We start from the raw sequence: 25,819 nt of genomic DNA, 5'->3' as shown, positions 1-25,819 counted from the left end.
GCATCCATGGCCAGCGTCCTCGAGCTCACCGACGTCTCCTTCGTCAGGAACGGCACCCGCATCCTCGACTCGGTCTCCTGGACGGTGGACGAGGCAGATCGCTGGGTGATCCTGGGGCCGAACGGCGCCGGCAAGTCCACCATCCTCCAGCTCGCCGCGGCGAACACCCACCCGAGCGCCGGCACCGTCGAGGTGCTGGGGGAGCGGGTCGGCAAGGTCGACGTCTTCGAGCTGCGCACCCGCATCGGGCTCGCCGCGACCAACCTCGCCCGGCGCATCCCGGCGCAGGAGCGCGTCGGCGACGTCGTGCTGACCGCCGCCTACGCCGTCACGGGCCGCTGGCGCGAGCGCTACGAGTCCTTCGACCTGGAGCGCGCGGCAGAGGTGATGGAGGCCTGGGACCTGGCAGGCCTCTCGACCCGCACCTTCGGCACGCTCTCCGACGGTGAGCGCAAGCGCGTGCAGATCGCCCGCGCCGTGATGACCGACCCTGAGCTCATGCTGCTCGACGAGCCCGCCGGCAGTCTCGACCTGGGTGCTCGCGAGTCGCTGCTCGAGTCGCTCGCCGACTATGCCTCGAGCGAGCTGGCGCCCGCGATCGTCATGGTCACGCACCACGTCGAGGAGATCCCGCCGGGCTTCACGCACGCCATGCTGCTCGCAGACGGGCGCATCACCGCGGCCGGCCCCCTCGCCGAGGTGCTCACCGACCAGCACCTGAGCGACACCTTCGGCGTGCCCCTCCAGGTGCGGCAGGAGGCGGGCCGCTGGAGCGCCCGCGCGAAGCACTGACCTGATACAATCGTCTGTCGGCCCGCACGCTGGCCGAAGACTTTCCGCGCCCGAGCGAATCCAAGGATGACGATGAAGACCGAGACCCACCCCGACTACCAGACGATCGTGTTCCGTGACCTCGCCTCGGGCGAGACGTTCCTCACGCGCTCGACGCTGAAGAGCGACAAGACGATCGAGCTCGACGGTGAGACCTACCCGGTGCTCGACGTCGAGATCTCGAGCGCCTCGCACCCGTTCTACACGGGCAAGCAGCGCATCATGGACTCGGCCGGTCGTGTCGAGAAGTTCAAGAACCGCTACAAGGGCTTCGGCGGCTGATCCCACCGTCTCCGCGAAGGGCGCCCGGCTTCGGCCCGGCGCCCTTCGTCGTCTCCGCTCAGCGCTCCACCGCGCGCAGGGGCCAGCCGCGGCCAGCGCTGAACGCGGGGTCGGTGCGGCGGCGGAAGCCCTCGAAGTCAGCCGCCTGCTCGTCGGCCCACGCGGCGGTCATGTCGTGGAGCGAGATCGGATCGATGCGCAGCTCGGGGAACCGCGCGGCCATCGCCTGGGCGACCCGACCTGCCGCGATCGCGTCAGCGCTGGCGTCGTGCGCGTCGATGAGCTCCACCCCATAGACCTCGGTCGCGACCTGCAGCGTGCGCTTGCCCTTGCGGAACCGGTCGAGGCGGCGGTCGAGCACCATCGGATCGATGACCGGCCGAGCCACGAGCGGCTCGTGCCCGTGCCGACGGCACTCGGCGTCGAGCAGCGAGATGTCGTAGGCGGCGTTGAACGCGCACACCGCGAGCCCCTGCGCGAAGTAGCCGGCGAGCACGTCGCGGATCTCGCAGACGGACCCCGGTGCCTCCGCGCCCTCCGCTCGCGCCCGCTCGCTCGTGATCCCGTGGATGGCGATCGAGCCCTCGGGGATGTCGACGCCCGGGTCGATGATCCAGCTGCGCTCCTCGACGACCGTGCCCGTCGCATCCAGCACGCCGACGTAGGCCGTCACGATGCGCGCCTCTGCCGGGTCGACGCCGGTGGTCTCGAGGTCGAACACGACGAGCCGATCGATCCAGCGATCGGGAGCATCGGCGCTGACCGCCAGGATGGGGCGGTGGAGGGGGCGATGCGTCTGCGTCTCGGCCATGCCGCCACGCTAGCCGGGGCCGCCCACGGCCGCGGGTAGGCTCGGCGGGTGGCTGAGGATCATGGAGGCGGTGCGCGCGGACGCAGGCGCGCTGGCGCGCGCGAGCCCATCGAGTCGCCGTACCGGGCGCTGCTCGGGGCGCTGCCGAGGCGCGAGCGCGAGCTCGACGTCGACGGCGTGCGCACGTCGGTCTTCGAGTACGGCCCCGAGGATGCGCCCGCGGTCGTCTTCGTGCACGGCTTCCGCGGCGACCACCACGGCCTCGAGCCGGTCGCGGCACACCTGCCGGGATTCCGCATCATCGCGCCCGACCTGCCGGGCTTCGGTGCCTCGGATGCGCTGGAGCACGCCACGATCGACGCCTACGCGTCGTGGTTGCGCGCATTCGTGCGCGCGGTGGCGCCGGAGCGCCCCGGCCGGCGGCTGACGGTGCTCGGGCACTCGTTCGGCTCGATCGTGGTGGCGCACGCCGCGGCCCGGGGGCCGGATGGGGCGCCAGGCCTCGGCGGCGCTGCCATCGTGCTCGTCAACCCGATCGCCACGCCCGCGCTCGCCGGCGCCAACAGGCTCGGCTCGCTGCTGGCCCTCGGCTACTACCGCGCCGCAGCCGCGCTGCCGGAGGCCGCCGGCCTCGCCGTGCTCGGCGCTCCGCCGATCGTGCGCGGCATGAGCGCGTTCATGGCGAAGACCCGCGACCCGGCGCTCAAGCGCTGGATCCACGACCAGCACGACCGCTACTTCTCGCGCTACGCCTCGCGCCGAGCCGTGCTCGAGGCCTTCGAGGCATCGATCCGCCACACGGTCGGCGAGGTCGCCTCGCGCATCGCGCAGCCCGTGCAGCTGATCGCCGCCGACCGCGACGACATCACGCCGCTCGCGCACCAGCATCGGCTCCGCTCGCTCTTCCCCGACGCGCGCCTGGCGGTGCTCACGGGCGTCGGCCACCTCGTGCACTACGAGCAGCCGCGGCAGGCGGCCGCCATCATCCGCCGCTTCGTCGCCGAGCTCGCCGATGCCGCTGCGCCTGAAGCGGACGAGCGCTAGCCGTGCGCATCCTCTTCGACTGCCGCTACGTGCGGTTCCCTCGGCACGACGGCATCTCGCGCTTCTCGGCAGAGCTCGTCGCGGGCCTCGCGCGCGACCACGAGGTCACGATGCTCGTGAGCGACGAGCGGCAGCTGTCGATGCTGCCGGAGCTCCCGCACGTGCTCGGCCCCTCGCCGACCGGCCCGCTCGAGCCCCTGACGGCCTGGCGGCTGCGCCGCGTGCCGGCCGACATCGCCTACTCGCCGATGCAGACGATCGGCTCGATCGGCCGCGCCTGGCCGCTCGTCACCACCGTGCACGACCTCATCTACTACCGCCACCCGATGCCGCCGCACGACCTGCCGGCACCGGTGCGGCTCCTCTGGCGGCTCTACCACCTCTCCTTCGCGCCGCAGCGGATGCTGCTGAACGGCGCCGACGGCGTCGTCACCATCAGCGAGAGCACGCGCAGGCTCATCGCTCAGCACCGCCTCACGCGCCGCCCGGTCGCGATCGTGCCCAACGCCGCCGAGCCCTTCGGAGCGCCCGTCGAGCACGACCGGCCGCCGACCGGGCGCCTGGTCTACATGGGCTCCTTCATGCCCTACAAGGACGTCGAGACGCTCGTGCGCGCCGCGCGCCTGCTGCCGGAGCACGAGCTGCACCTCTGCAGCCGCGTCGACGCGGCGACGCGCGACCGGCTGACGCAGCTCGCCGCGGGCGCATCCCTCGTCTTCCACGACGGCGTCAGCGACGAGGAGTACGCCGAGCTGCTGCGCAGCGCGACCGCGCTCGTGCACGCGTCGCGCGAGGAGGGCTTCGGCATCCCGCTGCTCGAGGCCATGGCGCTGGGCGTGCCGGTGGTGGTCGCCGACACCCCGATCTTCCGCGAGGTGGGCGGTGACGCGGCGATGCTCTTCGAGGTCGGCGATGCGGATGCGCTGGCGCGCGCCGTGCGCACGCTCGAGGGGGAGTGGGCGGCCAGGTCGCGCGCCTCGCGGCAGCAGGCTGCGCGCTTCAGCTGGCGCGACTCGGCGGAGCGGCTCGGCGCGTTCCTCGCGGAGGTCGCGGCGTCGGCGTCGCGGCGCGCCCACCCGTAGGTCGAGGAGGCCGCCGCGCGGAGCGCTGCTGCCGTCACGAGGCCGGAGCCCGGGTCTCGTGACGCGAGCGGCCTGGGGCCGCGCACTCCTCGACCAACGGAGGCGCGCTCCTCGACTAACGGAGGCGCGCTCCTCGACCGACGGAGGCGCGCTCCTCGACCGACGGAGGCGCGCGGGGGTCAGAAGGGCGCGACGAGCGCGTCCGCGATCGCCGTCAGGGTCTCGCTCGTGCCACCCTCGACGCGCACGGCAGAGCGCGCATCCCACTTCGTCTCACCGCGGTTCACGATGACGATCGGCACATCCTCGCGACGCGCCACCTCCAGCAGCCGCGTGCCCGAGTTCACGACCAGCGAGGTGCCCGCGACGAGCACGACCTCGCCGGCGGCGATCACGTCGCGCGCAGCGGCGAACACCTTCGGCGGCACGAGCTCGCCGAAGAACACCACGTCGGGCTTCAGCATGCCGCCGCACACGGGGCACACGGGCACCTCGAAGCGCTGCGAGGCGTCGATCTCGACGTCGCCGTCCGGCTGCAGCCGCACCTGCTCCGGCACCACGATCCAGGGGTTCCGCCGCTCGATGTCCTCGGCGATGCGCTGCCGGTCGTAGGTGCGGCCGCAGTCGAGGCAGGAAACCGTGTGCATCTGACCGTGCACGTGCACGACCTCTCGCGACCCGGCACGCTCGTGCAGGTCGTCGACGTTCTGCGTCGCGATGCCCGTCACCAGCCCCGCCTGCTCGAGTCGCGCGAGCGCCCGATGGCCGTCGTTCGGGTGCACGGAGACGAACCGCCGCCACCCCAGGTGGCTGCCGGCCCAGTAGCGCCTGCGGGCATCCTCGCTCGAGCGGAAGGTGTCGAACACCATCGGCGTGCGGCGCGGTGCACCCTCGCCTCGGTAGTCGGGGATCCCGGAGTCGGTCGAGATGCCAGCACCGGTGAGCACCGCGATGCGGCGTCCCCTGAGCAGGTCGATCGCTGTGTCGAGCACGGCTCCAAGCCTAGTGCGCCGGTAGCCTCGAGACGGTGGAGCCGGCGCAGCCGGTGGCGGGGGAGCAGCGCATGCAGATCATCGAGATCGACAGCCTCGACGACCCTCGCCTCGAGGACTACGTCGGGCTCACGGACGTCGCGCTGCGCCGCCGCACCGAGCCGGAGCGCGGGCTCTACATCGCGGAGTCGCAGACCGTGCTCGAGCGAGCGCTGCGGGCCGGCCACCGGCCGCGCTCCGTGCTCGTCGCGCCGCGATGGCTGCCGCAGGTCGAGGCGATCCTGGCCCAGACGCTGCCCGCCGACGACGCCGTGCCCGTCTTCGTCGGCGAGGAGCCCGTGCTCGAGCAGCTGACGGGCTTCCACCTGCACCGCGGCGCGCTCGCGTCGATGGAGCGCCCGGTGCTGCCGGATGCGTCGGCGCTGCTCGCGCAGGCGCGTCGCGTCGTTGTGCTCGACGGGCTCGTCGACCACACGAACGTCGGCGCCGCCTTCCGATCCGTCGCCGGCATCGGTGCCGACGCGGTGCTCGTGACCACGACCTGCGCAGACCCGCTCTACCGGCGCAGCGTGCGCGTCTCCATGGGCACCGTGCTGCAGGTGCCGTGGACCCGGATCGACTCGATCGAGTCGGCCGCACCGGTGTTCCGCGCCGCGGGCTTCGAGACGGTGGCGATGGCGCTGCGGGACGACGCCGTCGACCTGGCCGACTACGCTCGCGCACCTGCCGAGCGCATCGCCCTGCTCTTCGGCTCCGAGGGCCCCGGCCTCGGCCGCCGCGCGCTCGCCGCCGCCGACCGGGTCGTGCGGATCCCGATGCACCACGGCGTCGACTCGCTCAACGTCGCGGCTTCGGCCGCCGTGGCGATGTGGGCGCTGCGGGGCGAGGCATGACCACCGCCGTGACGGCCGCCTCGCAGCGCCGCCGCCGCACGCATCCGCTCGTCGTGCTCCTCCGATGGCTCGTGGTGCTGACGCTCATCGCCGCCGTCATCGCCGCGACCGCCATCGCGTTCGCGCCGGCCCCGCGGGTCGGCGCGACGCCCCTCGCGCTGCCAGCACCCGCAGGTGAGCCGGCCACGATCACCTGGCCGGAGGGCACCGCGCGCGCCGCCGGCTTCGCCGTCGCGGGCGTCGACGGCTCGGCTGAGGCCTGGGGCGAGGCCGAGGCCGTGCCCATGGCGAGCCTCACGAAGCTCATCACGGCGCTCGTGGTGCTCGAGGCGCACCCGTTGAGCGGCAGCGACCGCGGCGCGGAGGTCACGCTGGGCCGCGCCGACATCAACGCCCTCGGCGCGGCCGTGGCGGAGGCGGCGCCGACCGTGCCGGTCTTCGACGGCATGGTGGTCGAGCAGCGCGACCTGCTCGAGTGGTCGCTCGTCGACTCGGCGGCCAACGCCAGCTGGTCGCTCGCCAACTGGGCCTTCGGGTCCATCGAGGCCTTCGTCGCGGCGGCGAACGACTGGGCCGAGCGCAACGAGCTCGACACGACCGTCGTCGCGGACCCATCCGGCCTCGAGCTCGAGAGCCGTGCGAGCGCCGCCGACATGGTCGAGCTGGGGCTGCTCTCGGTCGCGCACCCGGTCGTGCTCGAGACCATCGGCATGGCTCGCGTCGACGTGCCCGGCGGCAGCGCCGCGAACACCAACCCGATCCTCGGCGAGGGCTTCGTGGACGGCGGCAAGACCGGCACGCTGTTCGTCTCCGGCCGCAACCTGCTCGTCACCGCAGAGCGCGACATCGAGGGCGAGCCCAGGCGGATCGTCGCGGTCGTGCTGGGCGTCGTCGCGCAGGACGACCTGAACGCTGCGACGCTCGCACTCGTCGACAGCCTCTGGGACGACTTCGGCACGACCGAGGTGCTGCCAGAGGGCACGCCCGCGATCGAGTACCGCGCGCCCTGGGGTGCGAGCGTGACGGCGGCCACCGTCGCGCCGCTGGCGTCGGACGCGTTCGCCCAGCACCTGCCGGCGGCCGCGCTCGAGCTGCAGGGCAGTGGCGACATCGAGGTCGGAGGCGCGCGCGGCGAGGTGGCGTCGGTGCGGGTCACGGACGCCTTCGGCGCGGTGACGCAGGTGCCGGTGCGCACCGAGGGCATGCTCGCCGGGCCCGACATCGGATGGCGCTTCGCGCATCCGGCCGACGTGCTCGGCTGGTACCTCGGCTAGGGAGCGATCGGCTCCGGTGCCGAGGGCGGCTGCACGGGGCCCGGCGCCGGCCGCTTCGGCGAGATGCTGTCGCCGGAGGACTGCCCACGCAGACGCCGCACGATCCACGGCGCCAGGTGCTCGCGCGCCCAGTGCAGATCCTCCATGCGCACCTGCTGCCGGGTGCGCGGCGGCAGCGGCTCGGGCGCCATCGGTGTGAGCTCGTGCTGCACGCCGAGCGCGTCGAGCACGAGGATCGCGATCGCGTGGTGCCCGTAGGCGGAGAAGTGCAGCCGATCCGGTGCCCACATCTGCGGCTGCTGCAGGTGCCGCGCCGACCACATGTCGGCCATGACGGCGCCGTGCTTGGCTGCCACGCCGAAGAGGTTGGCGTTGTAGATGCCGACCTTGCCGCGGATGCTGCGCAGCACCGGCGTCATCGCGATGTCGGGGCCGTTGAACAGCACGACCTGTGCGCCGCCCGCACGCAGTCGGCCGACGATCGCGTCGAGCCGCGCGGCGAGCACGTCGGGGTCGCCGCTCGGGCGGATCAGGTCGTTGCCGCCCGCCGAGATCGTCACCAGGTCGGGCTCGAGCGCGACGGCCGTCTCGAGCTGCTCGGACTCGATCTGCGCCAGCAGTCGCCCGCGGATCGCGAGGTTCGCGTACTCGAAGTCGGGGCGGGTGCGGGCGAGCTCCTCGGCGACCCGGTCGGCCCAGCCACGCACGCCGTTCGGCAGGTCCGGCTCCTCGTCGCCGACGCCCTCCGTGAAGCTGTCACCCAGCGCGACGTACCGCGTGTACGGGTGCTCCATGCCCGGATGCGGCAACACGATCGGCGAGGTCGAGGGATGATCTGCTGGCTGCTGAGGGTCGGGGTGCTCATGCATGGCCCCCATCCTGCCGTGCCGTGGCGCGTGGGAGCCACATGGGACGATGGATGCGTGAGCAAGCAGGACGGGTCGAACCGGCTGGTCTCGGGCCCGGAGGTCGACGACTCGACCGCGACGATCCTGCACGTCGACCTCGATGCCTTCTTCGCATCCGCATCGCTGCTCGCAAGGCCCGATCTCATCGGGAGGCCCGTCGTGATCGGGCACGACTCGAGCCGATCCGTCGTCACCGCGGCCACCTACGAGGCGCGCAAGTACGGTGTCCACTCGGCGATGCCGATGTCGCGGGCGCTGCGGCTCTGCCCCAACGCGGTGATCCTCGAGCCCGACTTCTCGCTCTACTCGCGCCTGTCGAAGCAGGTCATGGCGATCCTCGACGACACCTCGCCGGAGGTCGAGCGGCTCGGCATCGACGAGGCGTTCGTGGGCATCGGCGGCCTGCGGCGCCTCTCGGGAGGCGCGAACCGCATCGGCGCAGAGCTGCGGGCGCGCATCCGGCGCGAGACCGGGCTCGTCGCCTCGGTGGGTGCGGCCAGCACGAAGTACGTGGCGAAGCTCGCATCGTCGCGCGCGAAGCCCGACGGACTGCTGGTAGTGCCGGCAGATGCGGTGATCGACTTCCTGCACCCGCAGCCGGTCTCGGCGCTGTGGGGCGTCGGGCCGAAGCAGCAGGAGCGCCTCGCCCGCTATGGCCTCCACACGATCGCCGACGTGGCGCACACCTCGCAGGAGCGGCTGAGCGCCTGGTTCGGCGAGGCCACCGGACGCCACCTCGCAGCGCTCGCGTGGGGGCGCGATCCTCGCACGGTCGAGGAGCGGGAGCACGAGAAGTCCTTCGGCCACAGCCACACCTTCTCGCGCGACATCACCGATCGCTCCGAGCAGGAGGGAGAGCTCCTGCGGCTCGCGACCGGCGTCGGGCGACGCCTGCGCGATGCGGGCGTGCAGGCGCGCACGGTCACGCTCACGGTGCGCTTCCACGACTTCCGCACCATCACGCGATCGCGCACGCTGCCGGAGGCGACGGACGTCACGCGCGTCATCGTCGAAGCGGCCTGGTCGATGCTCGAGCAGCTGGGCGAGATGCCGCCCGTGCGGCTGCTGGGCGTGCGGGCGAGCGCGGTGCAGGACGCGAGCGACCACGGCCTGCTGTGGGACGACACCGAGACCTGGGGGAGCGCGGAGCGCGCCATGGACGCGGTGCACGACCGCTTCGGCGCCGCCACCGTGGTGCCGGCGAGCATGCTGCGCCGCGAGCGGAAGCGCGACGATACGGGGCCGTCAGGGGGCGACTGAGTCAGCGGCGCCCGAGCCACCGCTCGACGGGGATCGAGCCCTGCTGGTTGGGCGTGAGGATCCAGATGATGGCGTAGGCGCCCCAGCCGACGACCGGGAGCGCGAACAGCAGCAGCATCAGCACCCGCACGAGCCACACGTTCAGGCCCAGCTGTCGTGCGAGCGCACCGCAGATGCCGCCCAGGAGGCGAGCGGGCCCGCGACGGAAGCCGCTCGAGCGGATGGCGTTGAAGATCGACATGCCGACACGCTAGCCCGCCCACCTGGGCGCAGACCTGCCCGAGGACGGGAGCGACCCGCCCGGGAACGGGAAGAGGCCCGGAGCTGCTGCTCCGGGCCTCTCACTGTGCGCGAGGGGGGACTTGAACCCCCACGCCCTAATACGGGCACTAGCACCTCAAGCTAGCGCGTCTGCCATTTCCGCCACCCGCGCAAGGTGTCGGACCACTTGGTGGACCAAGAGAAGACATTACCACGACGTCGAGGCCCACGACGACCACCGCCCGCCCACTAGCCTTGGCTGGTGACCGATGGACTGACTCGCACCGCGCGCATCGCGAGGGACCTCATCCGCTTCGACACCCAGAACTGGGGCGGCGGGCGCTCGAGCGGCGAAGCGGATGCGGCGGCGTACGTCGCCGAGGTGCTGGCGGCCATGGGCGTGCAGAGCGAGACCTTCGAGTCGGCACCCGGCCGCGCGAGCGTCGTGGCGCGCGTGGAGGGCGAGGACGCGAGCCTGCCCCTGCTCGTCGTGCACGGCCACCTCGACGTGGTGCCGGCGGATGCTGCCGAATGGAGCGTGGACCCGTTCGCGGGCGAGATCCGGGACGGGCTGCTCTGGGGCCGCGGCGCCGTCGACATGAAGCAGATGGACGCGATGATCCTGGTCGCGCTCGAGCGGATCCTCGCGAGCGGCCGCAAGCCCCGCCGCGGCCTCGTCATCGCCTTCTTCGCCGACGAGGAGGCGGGCGGCGCCTACGGCGCGCAGTGGCTCGTCGAGCACCACCCGGAGCTCTTCGAGGGCGCCACCGAGGCGATCAGCGAGGTCGGCGGCTACTCGATCGACATCGGCGGTCAGCGCGCCTACCTGCTGCAGACCGCCGAGAAGGCGCTGCAGTGGATCCTGCTGCGGGCCCGCGGAACGGCCGCCCACGGATCGCAGCACATGCGGGACAACGCCGTCACGAAGCTCGCCCGCGCGGTCGCGGCTGTCGGCGCCCACGAGTTCCCGGTCGAGCTGACCGACACCACGCGCGGGCTCATCGCCGGCATCGCCGAGATCCTCGACGTCGAGGCCGACGACCCGGATGCGGTGGCGGAGCGGACCGGCACGGTCTCGCGCTTCCTGCGCTCGAGCCTGCGCCACACGGCGAACCCCACCATGCTCGATGCCGGCTACAAGCACAACGTCATCCCCTCGGTCGCCGAGGCGCGCATCGACGTGCGCCCGCTGCCGGGTCGCGAGGCAGAGGCGATCGACGCGATCCGCGCCATCGTCGGCGACGAGATCGAGGTCGAGCTCGTGCACGGCGACATCGGGCTCGAGCACCCCTTCGGCGGCGAGCTCGTCGAGGCGATGACCGCCGCGATCGGCCGGCACGACCCGGGCGCGCCCGTGCTGCCCTACATGCTCTCGGGCGGCACCGACAACAAGTCGCTCGCCGCGCTCGGCATCGCCGGGTACGGCTTCGCACCGCTGAGGCTCACGCCCGACCTCGACTTCGCCGCGATGTTCCACGGCGTCGACGAGCGCGTGCCGCTCGACGCGCTCGAGTTCGGCACCGACGTGCTCGAAGACCTGCTGCTGACCTACTGAGGTTCTCTTCCACCATGGACTGGCTGATCGCGATCATCCTCGGGGCGCTCCAGGGCGCAACCGAGTTCCTGCCCATCTCCTCGAGCGCGCACCTGCGCATCGCCGGGCTCTTCCTGCCCGGCGCCGAGGATCCTGGGGCCACCTTCACCGCCATCACGCAGATCGGCACCGAGCTCGCCGTCGTGATCTTCTTCTGGAAGGACATCACCCGCATCATCGGGAAGTGGTTCCAGCAGTTCTCGGGCAAGGTCGACCGGAGCGACCCCGACGTGAAGATGGGCTGGCTCGTCATCCTCGGCACGATCCCGATCGTGATCGCGGGCGTGCTGTTCCAGGACCTGATCCGCGACCAGCTGCGCAGCCTCTGGATCACCGCGACCGTCCTCATCGTCTTCGGCATCATCCTCGGCCTCGCCGACATGCTGGGCCGCCGGGTGCACACGCTCGAGACCACGACCTACCGGCACGGCGTGCTCATCGGCCTCGCGCAGGTGCTCTCGCTCATCCCGGGCGTCTCGCGCTCGGGCGCCACCGTCACGATGGGTCGCGTGCTCGGCTACGAGCGGCCTGCCGCGGCGAAGTACGCCTTCTTCCTCGCCGTGCCCGCCGTCTTCGGCGCGGGCATCTACGAGACCGCCCAGGCGCTGAGCGAGCCCTCCGCCATCGGCCTGGGCTGGGGACCGACGATCCTCGCGACCCTCGTCGCCTTCGTCGTCGGCCTCGCCGTCATCAGGTGGCTGATGGACTGGATCTCGCGCCGCAGCTTCCTTCCCTTCGTCGTCTACCGCATCGCGCTCGGCATCCTGCTGCTCATCGCGCTGAGCGCCGGCTGGATCGAGGCGCTCTGATGCGCAGCTGGGAGCGTGCCGAGGTGCCCTCGTTGGCTGCGCTCGGCCACGGCGAGGGCGAGGCGCCGAGCGTGCACGACGTGCGCACCGACGCTCGAGCGGTGCTGCCGAGCGGGCCCACCGCATCCATGTACACCTGCGGCATCACGCCCTACGACGCCACCCACATCGGGCACGCCTTCACCTATCTCGCGTTCGACACGCTCACGCGCGTGTGGCTCGACGCGGGCATCGACGTGCGCACGGCGATGAACTCGACCGACGTCGACGACCCCCTGCTCGAGCGCGCGGCGCGCGACGGCGTCGACTGGCGCGAGCTCGCCGAGCGACAGCAGCAGCTGTTCCGCGGCGACATGGAGGCACTGCGGATCCTGCCCCCGGACTCCTGGGTGGCGGTGACCGAGCGGATCCAGCCGATCGCCGAGGCGGTCGGGCGGATGCTCGAGACCGGTGACGCGTACCGGGTCGAGACGCCGGGGGTCGAGGGCGACGACGTGCTCTTCGACACCACGCGGCAGCGACGCTTCGCCGTCGGCGAGGGCAGCAGGACGGACGCGGCGCAGATGCTCGAGCTGACGCGCGAGTTCGGGGGAGACCCGGACAGGCCGGGGAAGCGCTCGCCGCTCGACCCGCTGCTGTGGCGCGCGGCGCGCGTGGGTGAGCCCGCCTGGGATTCACCCGTCGGGCGGGGTCGACCGGGCTGGCACGTCGAGTGCACGGTGATCGCCATGGAGGAGCTCGGCGCGCCGTTCACCATCGCTGCGGGCGGGCGCGACCTGCGATTTCCGCACCAGGAGCTGCAGGGCCACCACGCCGTCGCGCTCGGTGCTGCGCTCTTCAGCGAGGCGCGCATGAACGCGGGGCTGGTCGCCTACGAGGGCGAGAAGATGTCGAAGTCGCTCGGCAACCTCGTCCTCGTGTCACGCCTGCTCGAGGAGGGCGCGCGCCCCGCGGCGATCCGCCTGGCGCTGCTCGCGCACCACTGGCGCGGCGACTGGGAGTGGTTCGCGCGCGACCTGGAGGACGCCGAGGCGCGGCTCGATCGCTGGCTCGCGTGGTCGCGCGTGCCCGATGACGACCCCTCGCTCGCCGAGTCGATCGTGCCGTGGCTTCGCGTCACCCTGCAGGACGACCTCAACACGCCAGCGGCGCTGCAGGCCGTCGACGCCTTCGCCCTGCGCGCGCCAGCCGACGAGGGCAGCCTCGCGGCGATCGACGCGCTGCTGGGCATCGACCTGCGCGGCATCGACCCGCGCTAGGCGCCAGGCGCGCCCTCGCGGGGCTCGTCGTCATCGCCGGGCGTCTGCTCGCCCTGCGGGGCCGGGTCCTGACCGTCGGCAGTCGGCACGCCGGCGTCCGGGGCGTCGGCATCCGGCGTGTCGTCGGCCGCGGCGCCCGTGCCCGCATCCGGTGCTGACTGCGGGGGAGCCGCGGGCGCGCGCCCACCCTGGCGCGGCTTGCCGTTCTGGTCGCGCAGGAAGCGCTCGAACTCGTGGGCGATCGCCTCGCCGGACGCCTCGGGGCTCTCGACCGCGTCGCGCTGCTCCTCGAGCTTGCCGATGTAGGCGCGCATGTCGTCGTCGCGCTCGGTGATCTCGTCGATGCCGCGCTCCCACTCGCCCGACTGCTCGGGCAGGTCGCCCAGCGGGATGGTGACGTCGAGCATCTCGGAGAGGCGGTCGAGCAGCGCCACGACGGCCTTCGGGGCCGGCGCGTTGTGCACGTAGTGCGGCACCGACGCCCAGAGCGAGGCCGTCTGGATGCCCGCCTCCTGCGCGAGCAGGCCGAGGACGCTCATGATCCCCGTCGGGCCCTCGTACTCGCTCTGGAGCACGCCGAGCCTCGCCTGCAGCTCGCGACTGTCGCTCGTCGTGGTGGTGGCGATCGGCCGGGTGTGCGGCACGTCGGCGAGCATCGAGCCGACGAAGACGATCGCGTCGACCTCGCATCCGCGCGCGATTTCGAGGAACTCCGCCGCGAACGCGGTCCAGTTGCGGCTCGGCTCCGCGCCGACGAGCGCGTAGATCTCGCCCTCGTTGCCGGTGGAGACGTCGAAGCCGGCATCGGCGGCGAGCGACGTCTTCTCGGAGGGCCGCGTCGGCGCATAGGCGATCGTCGCGGGCCACTGCAGCGCGCGCGTGCCGTCGTCGAGCGTGCGCACGACCGGTCGGTGCACGCCGAAGTCGACGAACTCGTCGGGCTCGATCTCGTCGAAGGCCTCGAGCCCGCAGGCCTCGATGAGCCGCTTCACGGCACTGCTCGATGCGTCCCCGGCATCGGTCCAGCCCTCGAAGGCGATGACCATGATGCGGCCCTCGATCGGTCCTCGTGCCACTCGCGGCACCTCCTCACGTCGAAGGCCCACTCTACGGGCCTCCGGGGCGGTCTAGGCTTGCTCGGTGACCTCGCCTGCGCCTGCTCCCGCCGTCGACGCCGTGCTCTTCGACATGGACGGCACCCTCATCGACACCGAGCCCCAATGGATGGCGGCGGAGGCGCGACTGGCGGCCGAGCACGGCATCCCGTGGGGTCAGGCAGAGGCCGAGGCGCTCGTCGGCGTCGACCTGTGGGACGGCGCGCGCACCTTCATCGCGAAGGGCGTCCCCATGGAGGCGGACGCGATCGTCGCTCGCCTCGTGGGCGAGGTGCTGCAGACGCTCGGCGACGACCTGCCGGCACGACCCGGTGCGATCGAGCTGCTGCGCGAGCTGCTCGAGGCCGGCATCCCCGTGGCGCTCGTCACCATGTCGACGCGCGAGATCGTCGACCGCGTCGAGGCCGCGCTCGCCGACCGGCTCGGCCGCCGGCCGTTCGCCGCCACCGTCGCGGGCGACGAGTGCGAGCAGGGCAAGCCGCACCCGGAGCCTTACCTGCGCGCGCTCGAGCTGCTCGGCGCCGATGCCGCGCGGTCGGTCGCCGTCGAGGACTCGATCAACGGCGCCCGCAGCGCGCTGGCCGCCGGGCTCGTCACGATCGGCGTGCCGCACGCCGTCGACGTGTCGCAGCTCGAGGGCGTCGTCCACTGGCCGACGCTCGCCGGGCGCAGCGTCGCCGACATCGCCGCGAACATCGAGGAGGCCCGCGCATGATGGGCAAGACCGGCCCGTTCCAGTGGGGCGACGTCGTCCAGATCACTGGGCCGAAGCAGAAGATGCACACGATCGTGCTGACCGAGGGCAAGCAGTTCGGCACCCAGCGCGGCGCCATGCCCCACGAGGAGTTCATCGGGGTCGACGATGGCTCGCTCATCACGGTGGGCGGCGTCGAGCACCTGGCGATCAGGCCGCTGCTGCACGACTACGTGATGTCGATGCCGCGGGGCGCGGCCATCATCTACCCGAAGGACGCAGCGCACATCGTCGGCTTCGCCGACATCCACCCCGACCTCACGGTCGTGGAGGCGGGCGTCGGCTCCGGCGCGCTGTCGCTCTGGCTGCTGCGGGCGCTCCACGGCACGGGCAGGCTGGTCTCCTTCGAGCGCCGCGAGGAGTTCCGCGACGTCGCCGAGGCGAACGTGGCGGGGTTCTTCGGGGAGCGGCCCGGCAACTGGGAGACGGTCCTCGGCGACCTCGCCGAGGAGCTGGGCGAGCACGTGCCCGACGGGGAGGCCGACCGGGTGCTGCTCGACATGCTCGCGCCCTGGGAGTGCGTGGACGCGAGCGCTCGGGCGCTGCGGCCCGGCGGGCTCATCCTCTGCTACGTCGCGACCGTCACCCAGCTCTCGCGGGTGGTCGAGGCGATCCGCGCCGACGGCCGCTTCACGGCCCCGAAGTCCACCGAGACGCTCGTGCGCGGCTGGCACGTCGAGGGCCTCGCCGTGCGACCCGACCACCGCATGGTCGCGCACACGGGGTTCCTGATGACGGCGAGGCGCGTGGCCGACGGCGTCGAGCTGCCCTCCTTCCGACGCCGCGCGGCGAAGGCCGAGTTCGCCGACGCCGACATCGAGGCGTGGACCCCCGGCGCCCTCGGCGACAGGGTGCCGAGCGCGAAGCGCGCCCGTCGCGCGCGGCGCGACGCGGTGCGACAGGCGGATGCGATCGCGGCGGGCACCGCATCGCCCGACGCCGCAGCAGAGGTCGCCGCCGACAGCCCGGGCGACGACTCGCCGCGGGTAGACTGAGCCAGTCCCCGACCTCGAAAGGCATCGCTGTGCGCACACGCCCTCTCTCGATCGCCGCGCTGCTCGTCGCAGCTGCCGGCCTCACCGCCTGCGGAGCACCCGCGAGCAGCCTCGACGGCTGCGAGCCTGCGCTGGAGCCGGGCAGTGCGTCCAACCAGGTGCAGGTCGAGCGCGGGGAGGGCGCGCCCACGGTCGAGTTCGACCTCCCGCTCGTGAGCGCCGGCAACCAGGTCTCGCACTCCGGTGGCGAGGGCGCGCGCGTGGAGGCCGGCGGTGTCGTCGACGCGCAGTACGTCGTGTACTCGGGCAAGACGGGCACCGAGATCACCAGCTCCTACCAGTCCGCTGACGCGATGGCACCCGCGGCCGAGCCGCTGCGGCTCTCGGCGGGCGGCGACACGACGCTCAGCCAGGCCGTCTCCTGCGCGGCGCCGGGCTCGAGCGTGGTGCTGACGACGACCATCGAGGAGCTCTTCGGCGCCGGTGCGACCTCTGCAGAGATGGACATCGCACCCGCCGACACCGCGGTCGTCGTGCTCGAGGTGACCGCGGTGCACCCGGGCCGCGCCGAGGGCAACGCCCGCCCCGGTCAGCAGGGCATGCCCGCCATCACCCTCGCGACCGACGGCACTCCCGGCGTCACGTTCCCCGGCGGCCCCGCTCCCGCGGAGCTCACCGTCATGCAGAGCATCCAGGGCACGGGCGATGAGGTCGCCGAGGGCGACAGCGTGCTGGTGCACTACACCGGGATCATCTGGGAGACGGAGGAGGTCTTCGACTCCTCGTGGGAGCGCGGCACCCCCACGGCCATGACGATCGACGACGCCAACCTCATCCCCGGCTTCGTGGACGCGGTCGTCGGGCAGCCGATCGGCAGCCAGGTCGTCGTCTCGATCCCGGAGGAGCTCGGCTACAGCGACCCGGCGACGCGCCCCGCGTCGATCGGCGAGGGCGAGCACCTGCTGTTCGTCATCGACATCCTCGCACCGCTCGAGCCCACCGCCGGCTGATGACCCGCATCGAGGCCGAGGAGCGGCAGTTCTCGCTGCTCCTCGCGCTCGTGGACACGGGCGTCGGCTTCACGAAGCAGGAGCTCTTCGCGCGCGTCGCCGGCTACCAGGGCCAGCCGCACGGCGATGCGCTGGAGCGCATGTTCGAGCGCGACAAGGATGCACTGCGCGAGCACGGCATCGTCATCGACGTCGTGCAGCCACCGGGGGACGACAGCAACCAGGAGGCGCGCTACCGCGTGCTCGACGGCGTGCTCGGAGACCCGGCGGAGCTGCAGTTCGACGCCGAGGAGCGCGACCTGCTCGACCTGGCGCTGCGCGTCTGGCACGAGGGCGGCCTCACCGAGGAGGCGCAGCGTGCAGCGCTCAAGCTGCGCGCCGACCCCGAGTTCCGCGGCGGGCTGCCGCTCGAGCGCACGCCGGGACGCACCGCGGCCGTGCTGCAGGCCCGTCAGCGGCCGCGCGAGAGCGCCTTCCAGGCGCTGAAGCGCGCTGCCGACCGCCGCCGCGAGGTCGTCTTCGACTACCTGAAGCCCGGCGAGCGCGCACCGCGGCTGCGCACGGTGCAGCCGTGGGCGACCTTGCTGTTCCGCGGGCGCTGGCTGCTCGTCGGCCTCGATCTCGGCGCCGAGGACGCGCGCACGTTCCTGATGCAGCGCATCACCTCGCCCGTGCGCGACCGGGCCGCGAAGCAGCCGTTCGAGGCACCGGCCGACGCGGCGGAGTCTGCGCTCGCCAAGCTCGAGGAGATCTGGGCGAGCGCGTGCGTCGGCGTGCACGCCGTGCCGGGCAGCGATGCCGACATCCGCCTGCGCCACCGCCGCGACACCGTCGAGGATGAGGGCCTGCTCGTCGTCCACCACGCCGATCGGCACCTGATCGCCGACGAGCTCACCGGCTTCGGGAGCGACGTCGCCGTCGTCTGGCCGGCCGAGCAGCGCGAGCTCGTGCGCCAGCGGCTCGAGCGCATCCGCGACGCGCACGCCGACACCGACGAGCGCGCTGCCGCAGCCGAGCGGGGGAGCACAGCATGAGCCTCGGTCGTGCAGAGCGCGGCATCGGACTGCTGCTCTCGCTCATCCAGTACGTGGCCGCCTCCGGCTCCGTCACCGTCCGCGAGGCGGCGGCGCACTTCGGCGTCCCGGAGCAGCGGATCCGCGAAGCCGTCTCCCGCGTGTTCATGTCGGGCGTCCCGGACGGCGCCGGCGACTTCATCCGCTTCGACATCGACTTCGACGCCTTCGAGGAGCACGACACCATCTCGGTGACGCTGCGGCCGGCGTTCGAGGACGAGACCGTCCGCCTCTCGCCGCGCGAGGCGAGCGCGCTCATCGCCGGCCTCTCGCTCGTCGCCGGCTACACCGATGCCGCGCCCGGGCGCGTCGCCGCCCTGCGCGAGAAGCTGCGGCGCGCGGCCTCGCAGGGCGCCGCGACCGTCGCGGTCGAGACGCTCGCGGTGCCGCTGGCGGCGCAGCGCATCCGCGACGCCATCCGCGATCGCACGGTGCTGGCGCTCGACTACCGCAAGCCCGACGAGGGCTCGCAGCGCCGCCGCATCGCCCCGATCAAGCTCGACCTCCACGAGGGCCAGGTCTTCGTCGAGGCGGCCGACCTCGACCGGCAGGGCATGCGCACCTTCCGGCTCGACCGCATCGAGGCCATCGAGGCGACCCACGACGCGTGGCCGGATGCGCTGCCCGCGCACGAGCGCGCGGTGTCGGGCACGGCGCAGATCGTGGCGACACGGGCCGCGGCAGCGATGCTCGCCGACTACGCCACCTCCGACCCGGTCTCGGTGTCGGGCGACCGCGTGCGGCTCGACATCGAGGTGTGGAGCGAGGCGAGCGTGCTGCGCGCCGTCGCCGGATGCGGCGGAGACGCCGAGATCGTCGCGCCGGAGAGCCTGCGTCAGGCGATGCACCGCTTCGCCGTCGAGGCGCTCGCGCAGGCTGCTGGCGATGAGGCGCGGTCACCGCACGCCTGACGGAGCCGCCGAGCGCTCGGCACGATAGGATGGGTGACGACCGAGACTTGGGTGAGGGGCGAACATGGGTGGTTTCTTTAGCAATGCGGCATCGCATTGGTGGATCATCCTCATCATCGTCATCCTGGTCTTCGGCGCTGCCAAGCTGCCCGCGCTCGCGCGGAGCGTCGGCCAGTCGGTCAACATCCTGAAGAAGGAAGTCAAGAACGGCAGCTCGGAGGACCCGACCGCCGACGACACGGCCTCCAGCACCGACCGGAAGTAGCCGATGGCCCGCGACGGGCGCACGGCCGACCGGAAGCGGAGTCCAGAGGCCCGGATGCGGCTGACGGAGCACCTGCGCGAGTTCAAGCGCCGCTTCTACATCTCCGGCGCCGCCATCCTCGCTGCAGCGATCGGCGGCTTCTTCCTGGCAGCACCCCTGCTCAAGCTCTTGAGCGCGCCACTGCTCGATCTGCAGGCCTCGGGCCTCGACGTCGAGCTCAATATCACGAACATCACGCAGTCGTTCGACCTGCAGATGCGCATCGGCTTCCTGCTCGGGCTCATCATCGCCAGTCCCATCTGGATCTGGCAGCTGCTGGCGTTCGTGGTGCCGGCGCTGCGCACGATCGAGCGCCGCTACGTGTTCGGCTTCGTCGGCGCCGCCGTGCCGCTGTTCGTCATCGGCTGCGCCACGGGTTGGTTCGTGCTGCCGCGCATCATCCGGCTCTTCGTCGGCTTCGCGCCCGAGGGCTTCACCGCCTTCCTCGGCGCGACCGACTACTGGGACTTCTCGCTCAAGCTGGTCTTCGCCGTCGGCGTCGCCTACGTGCTGCCGGTGGTGGTCGTCTTCCTGAACCTCGCGGGCGTCGTCTCCGGCCGGAGCATCCTCAGGGGATGGCGGTGGGCGGTGCTGACGGCCACGCTCTTCGGCGCCTTCGTGACGCCGGCGGGAGAAGTGCTGAGCATGTTCGTCATCGCCGTGCCGATGGTGGTGCTGTACTTCGCCGCCGCGGGCATCGCGCTGCTCGTCGACCGCCGCAGGGCGAAGCGCGCTGCCAAGGCGGATGCAAGGATGGACGCATGAGGACGGCGCGGTCATGACCATCGCCACCGAGGCGTTCGCGAAGGCGATGCCCTTCGGCCTCGACCCCTTCCAGCGGGAGGCGTGCGAGGCGATCGAGGACGGCTCGAGCGTGCTCGTGGCTGCCCCGACCGGTGCCGGCAAGACGGTGGTGGCCGAGTTCGCCATCCACCTCACCATGTCTGCCCCGACGGGCCGCGTCTTCTACACGACGCCCATGAAGGCGCTGTCGAACCAGAAGCATCGCGAGCTCACCGAGGTCTACGGCAGCGCATCCGTCGGCCTGCTCACCGGCGACACGAGCATCAACGGCGACGCGCGCATCGTGGTGATGACCACCGAGGTGCTGCGCAACATGCTCTACGAGGGGCGCGACCTCACGCAGCTCGAGTACGTGGTGATGGATGAGGTGCACTACCTCGCGGACCGGTTCCGGGGCGCGGTGTGGGAGGAGGTCATCATCCACCTGCCGCGCCACGTGCGCATGGTGTCGCTCTCCGCCACGGTCTCGAACGCCGAGGAGTTCGGCGCCTGGCTCGACGCCGTGCGCGGCGACACGCGCGTGATCGTCTCCGAGCACCGACCCGTGCCGCTCGACGCCCACGTGCACATCCGCGGCCGCTTCGTCGACCTCTTCGACTCGAAGAAGGGCGAGGAGACGCACAGGCCGAGCCGTGAGCTGCAAGAGCTCGCGCGCGGCACCGACCTCGCCGACTCCGCCTCGCACGGGCACCGCGACCGCGGCGGGCACAACCGGCACCGCTCGCGAGGCGGGCCTCAGCGCGGCGGACAGCGCCGTGGCGGGCAGCGCGACGGGCAGCCATGGCGCGGTGGCGGCCCGCAGCGCGTCGACCGGGTCGCGCTCATCGAGCAGCTGGACGAGCGCGAGATGCTGCCGGCGATCGACTTCATCTTCTCCAGGGCCGGATGCGACGCGGCCGTCAGGCAGGTCGTGGACGGCGGGGTGCGCCTCACCTCGCCGGAGGACCGCGCCGAGATCCGCGCGATCGTGGACGAGCGCACGCGGCTGCTCGACGACGCCGACCTGGGCGTATTGGGCTACTTCGAGTGGATCGACGGTCTCGAGCGCGGGGTGGCCGCGCACCACGCCGGCATGCTGCCGGTGTTCAAGGAGGTCGTCGAGGAGCTCTTCCGCGCCCGCCTGCTGAAGGTGGTGTTCGCGACCGAGACGCTCTCGCTCGGCATCAACATGCCCGCCCGCACCGTCGTGCTCGAGCAGCTCGAGAAGTTCAACGGCGAGGCGCGCGTGCGCATCACGCCGGGGGAGTACACGCAGCTGACCGGTCGTGCCGGTCGCCGCGGCATCGACACCGAGGGCCATGCCGTGGTGATCTGGAGCGGCAAGCTGCAGCCGGTGGAGGTCGCCTCGCTCGCCTCGCGCCGCACCTATCCGCTGCACTCGAGCTTCTCGCCGACCTACAACATGGCGGTGAACCTCATCGACCGGCTCGGCGTGCCGGGGACCCGCGAGGTGCTCGAGACCTCGTTCGCGCAGTTCCAGGCCGACCGCTCGGTCGTGCAGCTCGCGCGGAAGGTCGTCGACCAGCGGGCGAGCCTCGCGGGCTACGCCGAGTCGATGTCGTGCCACCTCGGTGACTTCTCGGAGTACGCGCGCCTGCGCCGCGAGCTGACCGACCTCGAGCGCGACGCGCAGCGCCCCGGTCTCAGCCACGGCGAGCACGACCGCATCCAGAAGCAGCTGAAGTCGGTGCGCGCGACGATGCGACAGCACCCGTGCCACGCGTGCCCCGAGCGCGAGTCGCACGCCCGCTGGGGCGAGCGGTACTGGCGCCTGCACCGCGACGTCGAGAAGGCCGAGCGCCAGATCGCGCGTCGCACGGGCGCCGTCGCGGAGCGCTTCGACCGCATCACCGAGATCCTGCGCGAGCTGCGCTACGTGGAGGACGGCGCCGCGGGCGCGAAGATCGCGCCAGCGGGAGACGTGCTGCGCCGCATCTACGGCGAGCGCGACCTGCTGGTCGCCGAGAGCATCCGGAACGGCCTGTGGAGCGGGCTCGACGCAGCCGGGCTCGCGGCGCTCGCGTGCGCGCTCGTGTTCGAGGGCCGCCGCGACGACGGCATGCTGCCGGAGCGGATGCTGCCGAAGGGCGCGTTCCTCGACGCGCTCGACGTCACCCATGCGCTCTGGGCGCGGCTCGACGACCTCGAGCGCGCGCACGGTCTCCCCGGCTCGGAGCCTCCCCAGACGGGGCTCACGCTCGCGATGCACCGCTGGGCTCGCGGCTACCCGCTCGAGGGCGTGCTGCGCGACACCGAGCTCGCGGCCGGCGACTTCGTGCGGTGGACCAAGCAGACGATCGACGTGCTCGAGCAGATCGAGCACGTCGCGCCGAAGCGCCTCTCGCGCACGGCTCGCGATGCGGTCGCGGCGATCCGCCGCGGCGTGATCGAGGCATCGGGGTCCGCGCTGTGATGCGCTGCGCATCCTGCCCCCGTCATGTCGGCGAGCGCTCGGCGAGCAGGCTCGCGCGGTGACGCTGCGGAGCAACCCCATCAGCGGGGCCGGGATCCAGCCGCGCGCGCGGCGCACGCGTGCGCGCGGGCCGCTGCCGAGCCCGTACGCGTGGGGCGCGGCGATCCTGGCCGGCGCGATCCTGCCGTTCGCCTTCCAGCCCTTCGACTGGTGGGCGCTCGTCGTGCCGGGCGTCGCGCTGGCGATGCTGGCGCTCCGCGGGCGCTCGCTCGGTGCGTCCTTCGCGCTCGGCTTCACCACCGGGCTCGTCTTCTTCCTCGTCCACATCCAGTGGATCACCGTCTACCTCGGTCCGGTGCCGCTCATCGCGCTGACGGTCTGGATGGCGATCTGGTGGGGCCTCGGCGGCATGGCGATCGCACTCGGCTGGCGCTGGGGCGAACCGCGGACGCCGGGGCCACTCGGCGCCTTCCTGCTGCTGCCGCTGCTGCTCGGCGCGCTCTGGACGCTGCGCGAGTCGCTGTCGTCGTCGGTGCCGTGGGGAGGGTTCGCATGGGGGCGGCTCGCGCACTCGCAGGCGTCGAGCCCGCTGGCCGACACCACGAGCTGGGTGGGCTTCTCGGGCCTGACGTTCCTGCTCGCCGTCACGTCAGCGCTCGTCGCGCAGCTCGTCCTGCACCACCGCACGATGCTGCGGCGCAGGCTGACCATCGGCGCGCTCGCCCTCATCGCCCTCGTCGCGATCCCGGCGTTCCCCGTGCAGCAGACCGGCAGCATCCGCGTCGGTGCCGTGCAGGGCGACAGCGAGGCGGGCCTGCTCGCGCCGCGCATCCCTGGCGAGATCCTCCAGCAGCACATCGACGCGACGCGCGAGCTGTCGGGCGAGGAGCTCGACCTGCTGGTGTGGCCCGAGAACGCGGGGGAGTTCTACGCCGACGAGACGGCGTCCACGATCGCCGCGCTCGACCGCGTCACGACCGAGCTCGGCGCGCCGCTCGTCGTCGGCACCGTCACCCGCGACGGTGACGACGCCTACAACGCGCTGCTGCAGGTGGAGGCGGGTGAGGGGGCGGTCGCGGAGTATCGCAAGCGGCATCCCGTGCCGTTCGCCGAGTACCTCCCGCAGCGCGAGCTCTTCGCGCCCATCCTCGACGCGCTCGGCTTCCTCGAGCTCATCCCGCGCGACTTCTCGATCGATCCCTCGAGCGCCAACGCCTTCGACGTCGCGGGCACGGTCGCGGGCCTCGCCATCTGCTTCGACATCATCGACGACTACCTCGCGCGGGAGATGGTGCTGGAGCACGGGGCCGAGATCATCCTGGCGCCGACGAACAACGCCGACTTCGGCGAGGGCTCTGCGGAGAACGTGCAGCAGCTCGCCATCGCGCAGCTGCGGGCGGTCGAGGCCGGACGCGCGGTCGTCAACATCTCCACGGTCGGCACGAGCGCGATGGTCGCACCCGACGGCACCATGATCGATCGGCTGCCGCAGTACGCTCCAGGGACGATGCTCGAGGAGCTGCCGCTGTCGACGACCGTGACCCCCGGCATCCGTCTGGGAGCATGGATCGACTGGGCGCTGTGCCTCGGCGGCGCTCTCGCGCTCGCCGGCCTCGGGGTCGTGAACGCACTGGAGCGAAGGAGAGCGGATGCCTGACGTGATGATCGTCGTGCCGACCTACAACGAGGTCGAGGTGCTCGAGCGCACGGTGGGCCGCCTGCGGCAGTCGGTGCCGCACGCAGAGCTCGTGATCATCGACGACGGCAGCCCTGACGGCACCGGCGAGCTCGCCGACCGGCTCGCGAAGGCCGACGCCGGCACGCTCGTCATCCACCGCACCGCACGCGGGTACCGCTCCGCCGTCATCGAAGGGATGCGCTTCGCGATGTCGCGCGGTGCGACGCGGGTCGTCGTGACCGACGCCGACGGCTCCTACGACGCCGACGGCCTGCCGGAGCTGCTCGCCCTGTCGCAGTCCGGCGTCGATCTCGTGATCGGCTCGCGCTTCGTCGAGGGCAGCGACGTGCGCAACATGGGCATCAGGCGCCGCTGGGCGGCGCAGATCGGCAACGCGTACGCGCGCGCGATGCTCTCGACGGGGGTGAAGGACCTCACGAGCAGCCTGCGGGTGTATCGCACCCGCATCCTCGAGCAGCTCGACCTCGATGCGATCCAGGTCGACGCGTACGCCTTCCAGATCGCCCTGGCCGTGCGCGTCGCGCAGGCGGGCGGCACGATCGCGGAGGTGCCCATCGGCTTCATCGAGCGCGCCGTCGGCAGCTCGAAGATGCGCGTGCTCGAGGAGCTCGGCACCCTCGGCGCCGTCACCAAGTGGGGCCTCGCGGGTGTGCGGGCCCTCCCGAAGCCGCCGCGCTGACCTGCAGCTCAGCGGGCCGAGGGGAGCAGGGGGAGTGCCAGGTCGCAGCGGTCGGTGACCAGGCCGTCGACGCCGATGTCGAGCAGCTCCTGCATCTCGGCCGGCTCGTTGATGGTCCAGACGTGCACCTCGACGCCCGCGCGCTGGAACGCCGCGACCGACCGCTCGGTGACGATCTCGATGCCCTTGTGACGACGTGGCACCTGCAGCGCCACGACCGGCTCGAGGATGCGTCGGAGGCGCCCGTGCAGGCCGAGGCGCTGCGCGGCGAGCGCGCGCACGACGATCGCCTGCGATGCGCTCGTCGCGACAGCGGGCAGCAGCTCCTGCGCCTGCTTGCGGCGACGCTCCGAGAACGAGGTCAGCAGCACCCGGTCGGCGGCCTTGGCCTCGACGACCGCGCGGACCGCCGGCACCACCGCGGCATCCGACTTCAGGTCGATGTTCCACTTCGCGTCGGGGAGGGCGAGCAGCGCCTCGCGCAGCCCCGGCACCGTCTCGCCCTGGCCCAGGTCGACCGCGCTGAGATCCTTCCAGAGCATCTGCTCGATGACGAGGTCTCGCCCCGCCACTCGGTCGAGCGCAGGGTCGTGCGCCAGCACGGCGACGCCGTCGGCGGTCGCGTGCACATCGGTCTCGAGGAACGTCGCACCGGCATCCACTGCCGCGATGAACGCCATCATCGAGTTCTCCGGCGCACCGAGGGCGAGGCCGCGATGGGCCAGCACCCTCGGCGGCGCCGGGGTCAAGAACCTGCTCACG

General features: G+C 72.4%; 26 protein-coding genes and 1 tRNA gene. 20 read left to right on the top strand and 7 right to left on the bottom strand.

Going from position 1 to position 25,819, the window contains the following annotated elements; all coding sequences use genetic code 11:
• Positions 1-6: 6 nt before the first annotated feature.
• Positions 7-792 carry an ABC transporter ATP-binding protein gene (locus BQ6202_RS05775; protein WP_072313513.1) on the top strand — a complete coding sequence of 262 codons (786 nt, stop codon included), beginning with the start codon at positions 7-9 and terminating at the stop codon, positions 790-792.
• Between the two features lie 72 nt (positions 793-864).
• Positions 865-1,113, top strand: coding sequence for a type B 50S ribosomal protein L31 (locus BQ6202_RS05770; RefSeq protein WP_072313512.1), 249 nt, complete (start codon positions 865-867; stop codon positions 1,111-1,113).
• Between the two features lie 58 nt (positions 1,114-1,171).
• On the opposite strand, the gene BQ6202_RS05765 is transcribed toward BQ6202_RS05770, so the two are convergent.
• Positions 1,172-1,924 carry an exonuclease domain-containing protein gene (locus BQ6202_RS05765; RefSeq protein WP_083587043.1) on the bottom strand — a complete coding sequence of 251 codons (753 nt, stop codon included), beginning with the start codon at positions 1,922-1,924 and terminating at the stop codon, positions 1,172-1,174.
• A gap of 48 nt (positions 1,925-1,972) precedes the next feature.
• Here BQ6202_RS05765 and BQ6202_RS05760 point away from each other — a divergent pair, with 48 nt between their 5' ends.
• Positions 1,973-2,968 (top strand): alpha/beta fold hydrolase, encoded by a 996-nt coding sequence (locus tag BQ6202_RS05760; RefSeq protein WP_234946132.1) that lies wholly within the window; start codon positions 1,973-1,975, stop codon positions 2,966-2,968.
• A gap of 2 nt (positions 2,969-2,970) precedes the next feature.
• Complete coding sequence (locus tag BQ6202_RS05755; protein ID WP_072313511.1) at positions 2,971-4,050, top strand: glycosyltransferase family 4 protein; 1,080 nt, start codon at positions 2,971-2,973, stop codon at positions 4,048-4,050.
• 179 nt (positions 4,051-4,229) lie between these two features.
• On the opposite strand, the gene BQ6202_RS05750 is transcribed toward BQ6202_RS05755, so the two are convergent.
• Complete coding sequence (locus BQ6202_RS05750; protein ID WP_072313510.1) at positions 4,230-5,042, bottom strand: Sir2 family NAD-dependent protein deacetylase; 813 nt, start codon at positions 5,040-5,042, stop codon at positions 4,230-4,232.
• 71 nt (positions 5,043-5,113) lie between these two features.
• On the opposite strand from BQ6202_RS05750, the gene BQ6202_RS05745 reads away from it, so the two are divergent.
• Entirely contained in the window at positions 5,114-5,935 is an 822-nt protein-coding gene (locus BQ6202_RS05745) for a TrmH family RNA methyltransferase (RefSeq protein WP_072313943.1), read from the top strand.
• Complete coding sequence (locus tag BQ6202_RS05740) at positions 5,932-7,209, top strand: D-alanyl-D-alanine carboxypeptidase family protein (RefSeq protein WP_143143655.1); 1,278 nt, start codon at positions 5,932-5,934, stop codon at positions 7,207-7,209. The genes BQ6202_RS05745 and BQ6202_RS05740 overlap by 4 nt, the downstream gene beginning before the upstream one ends.
• Here BQ6202_RS05740 and BQ6202_RS05735 read toward each other — a convergent pair.
• Positions 7,206-8,003 (bottom strand): SGNH/GDSL hydrolase family protein, encoded by a 798-nt coding sequence (locus BQ6202_RS05735; protein ID WP_072313942.1) that lies wholly within the window; start codon positions 8,001-8,003, stop codon positions 7,206-7,208. The two genes, BQ6202_RS05740 and BQ6202_RS05735, sit on opposite strands and share 4 nt — an antisense overlap.
• Before the next feature lie 129 nt (positions 8,004-8,132).
• Between BQ6202_RS05735 and dinB the strand changes: the two genes are divergently transcribed.
• Positions 8,133-9,377 carry a DNA polymerase IV gene (dinB, locus tag BQ6202_RS05730; protein ID WP_072313508.1) on the top strand — a complete coding sequence of 415 codons (1,245 nt, stop codon included), beginning with the start codon at positions 8,133-8,135 and terminating at the stop codon, positions 9,375-9,377.
• A 1-nt stretch (position 9,378) separates the two neighbouring features.
• Here the strand turns inward: dinB and BQ6202_RS05725 are convergent, their stop codons facing one another.
• Together BQ6202_RS05725 and BQ6202_RS05720 are read right to left on the bottom strand one after the other, a co-directional pair.
• On the bottom strand, positions 9,379-9,618 hold the full coding sequence (locus tag BQ6202_RS05725) for a PspC domain-containing protein (protein ID WP_072313507.1): 240 nt from the start codon (positions 9,616-9,618) through the stop codon (positions 9,379-9,381).
• Positions 9,619-9,724: 106 nt separating this feature from the next.
• A tRNA-Leu gene (locus tag BQ6202_RS05720) sits at positions 9,725-9,810 on the bottom strand.
• A 90-nt stretch (positions 9,811-9,900) separates the two neighbouring features.
• Here BQ6202_RS05720 and BQ6202_RS05715 point away from each other — a divergent pair.
• Genes BQ6202_RS05715 through BQ6202_RS05705 form a run of 3 tightly spaced genes read left to right on the top strand, consistent with a single transcriptional unit; the run spans position 9,901 to position 13,300 of the window.
• On the top strand, positions 9,901-11,193 hold the full coding sequence (locus BQ6202_RS05715) for a M20/M25/M40 family metallo-hydrolase (protein WP_234946131.1): 1,293 nt from the start codon (positions 9,901-9,903) through the stop codon (positions 11,191-11,193).
• Between the two features lie 14 nt (positions 11,194-11,207).
• A complete protein-coding gene (locus BQ6202_RS05710) occupies positions 11,208-12,041 on the top strand; it encodes an undecaprenyl-diphosphate phosphatase (RefSeq protein WP_072313505.1) in 834 nt (277 codons plus the stop codon).
• Positions 12,041-13,300, top strand: coding sequence for a hypothetical protein (locus BQ6202_RS05705; protein WP_072313504.1), 1,260 nt, complete (start codon positions 12,041-12,043; stop codon positions 13,298-13,300). The genes BQ6202_RS05710 and BQ6202_RS05705 overlap by 1 nt, the downstream gene beginning before the upstream one ends.
• Here BQ6202_RS05705 and BQ6202_RS05700 read toward each other — a convergent pair.
• Positions 13,297-14,376, bottom strand: a complete 1,080-nt coding sequence (locus BQ6202_RS05700; RefSeq protein ID WP_072313503.1) for a PAC2 family protein — start codon at positions 14,374-14,376, stop codon at positions 13,297-13,299. The genes BQ6202_RS05705 and BQ6202_RS05700 overlap by 4 nt on opposite strands.
• 64 nt (positions 14,377-14,440) lie before the next feature.
• On the opposite strand from BQ6202_RS05700, the gene BQ6202_RS05695 reads away from it, so the two are divergent.
• From BQ6202_RS05695 to BQ6202_RS05650, 10 genes are all read left to right on the top strand, one after another.
• Positions 14,441-15,130: an HAD family hydrolase gene (locus tag BQ6202_RS05695; protein ID WP_072313502.1), complete on the top strand. Its 690-nt coding sequence runs from the start codon at positions 14,441-14,443 to the stop codon at positions 15,128-15,130.
• On the top strand, positions 15,127-16,164 hold the full coding sequence (locus tag BQ6202_RS05690) for a tRNA (adenine-N1)-methyltransferase (RefSeq protein ID WP_442855759.1): 1,038 nt from the start codon (positions 15,127-15,129) through the stop codon (positions 16,162-16,164). The genes BQ6202_RS05695 and BQ6202_RS05690 overlap by 4 nt, the downstream gene beginning before the upstream one ends.
• 29 nt (positions 16,165-16,193) lie before the next feature.
• Positions 16,194-17,174: an FKBP-type peptidyl-prolyl cis-trans isomerase gene (locus BQ6202_RS05685; RefSeq protein WP_072313500.1), complete on the top strand. Its 981-nt coding sequence runs from the start codon at positions 16,194-16,196 to the stop codon at positions 17,172-17,174.
• Positions 17,174-18,208: a helix-turn-helix transcriptional regulator gene (locus BQ6202_RS05680; RefSeq protein ID WP_072313499.1), complete on the top strand. Its 1,035-nt coding sequence runs from the start codon at positions 17,174-17,176 to the stop codon at positions 18,206-18,208. The genes BQ6202_RS05685 and BQ6202_RS05680 overlap by 1 nt, the downstream gene beginning before the upstream one ends.
• The gene (locus BQ6202_RS05675; protein ID WP_072313498.1) at positions 18,205-19,158 is read left to right on the top strand and encodes a helix-turn-helix transcriptional regulator; all 954 of its coding nucleotides are present in this window, start codon (positions 18,205-18,207) and stop codon (positions 19,156-19,158) included. The genes BQ6202_RS05680 and BQ6202_RS05675 overlap by 4 nt, the downstream gene beginning before the upstream one ends.
• A gap of 64 nt (positions 19,159-19,222) precedes the next feature.
• On the top strand, positions 19,223-19,423 hold the full coding sequence (gene tatA / locus BQ6202_RS05670) for a twin-arginine translocase TatA/TatE family subunit (protein ID WP_072313497.1): 201 nt from the start codon (positions 19,223-19,225) through the stop codon (positions 19,421-19,423).
• A gap of 54 nt (positions 19,424-19,477) precedes the next feature.
• The gene (gene tatC, locus BQ6202_RS05665; protein ID WP_072313496.1) at positions 19,478-20,227 is read left to right on the top strand and encodes a twin-arginine translocase subunit TatC; all 750 of its coding nucleotides are present in this window, start codon (positions 19,478-19,480) and stop codon (positions 20,225-20,227) included.
• Positions 20,228-20,240: 13 nt separating this feature from the next.
• The gene (locus BQ6202_RS05660; protein WP_234946130.1) at positions 20,241-22,679 is read left to right on the top strand and encodes a DEAD/DEAH box helicase; all 2,439 of its coding nucleotides are present in this window, start codon (positions 20,241-20,243) and stop codon (positions 22,677-22,679) included.
• A 58-nt stretch (positions 22,680-22,737) separates the two neighbouring features.
• Entirely contained in the window at positions 22,738-24,336 is a 1,599-nt protein-coding gene (lnt, locus tag BQ6202_RS05655) for an apolipoprotein N-acyltransferase (protein ID WP_083587041.1), read from the top strand.
• Positions 24,329-25,057, top strand: a complete 729-nt coding sequence (locus tag BQ6202_RS05650) for a glycosyltransferase (RefSeq protein ID WP_072313494.1) — start codon at positions 24,329-24,331, stop codon at positions 25,055-25,057. The genes lnt and BQ6202_RS05650 overlap by 8 nt, the downstream gene beginning before the upstream one ends.
• 8 nt (positions 25,058-25,065) lie before the next feature.
• On the opposite strand, the gene BQ6202_RS05645 is transcribed toward BQ6202_RS05650, so the two are convergent.
• Positions 25,066-25,818 (bottom strand): glycerophosphodiester phosphodiesterase family protein, encoded by a 753-nt coding sequence (locus tag BQ6202_RS05645; protein WP_072313493.1) that lies wholly within the window; start codon positions 25,816-25,818, stop codon positions 25,066-25,068.
• Between the last annotated feature and the right edge of the window lies 1 nt (position 25,819).

The organism is Agrococcus sp. Marseille-P2731 (genome assembly GCF_900117395.1).
Taxonomy (GTDB): Bacteria; Actinomycetota; Actinomycetes; order Actinomycetales; family Microbacteriaceae; genus Agrococcus.
This window is presented reverse-complemented; position numbering and strand designations above follow the sequence as displayed.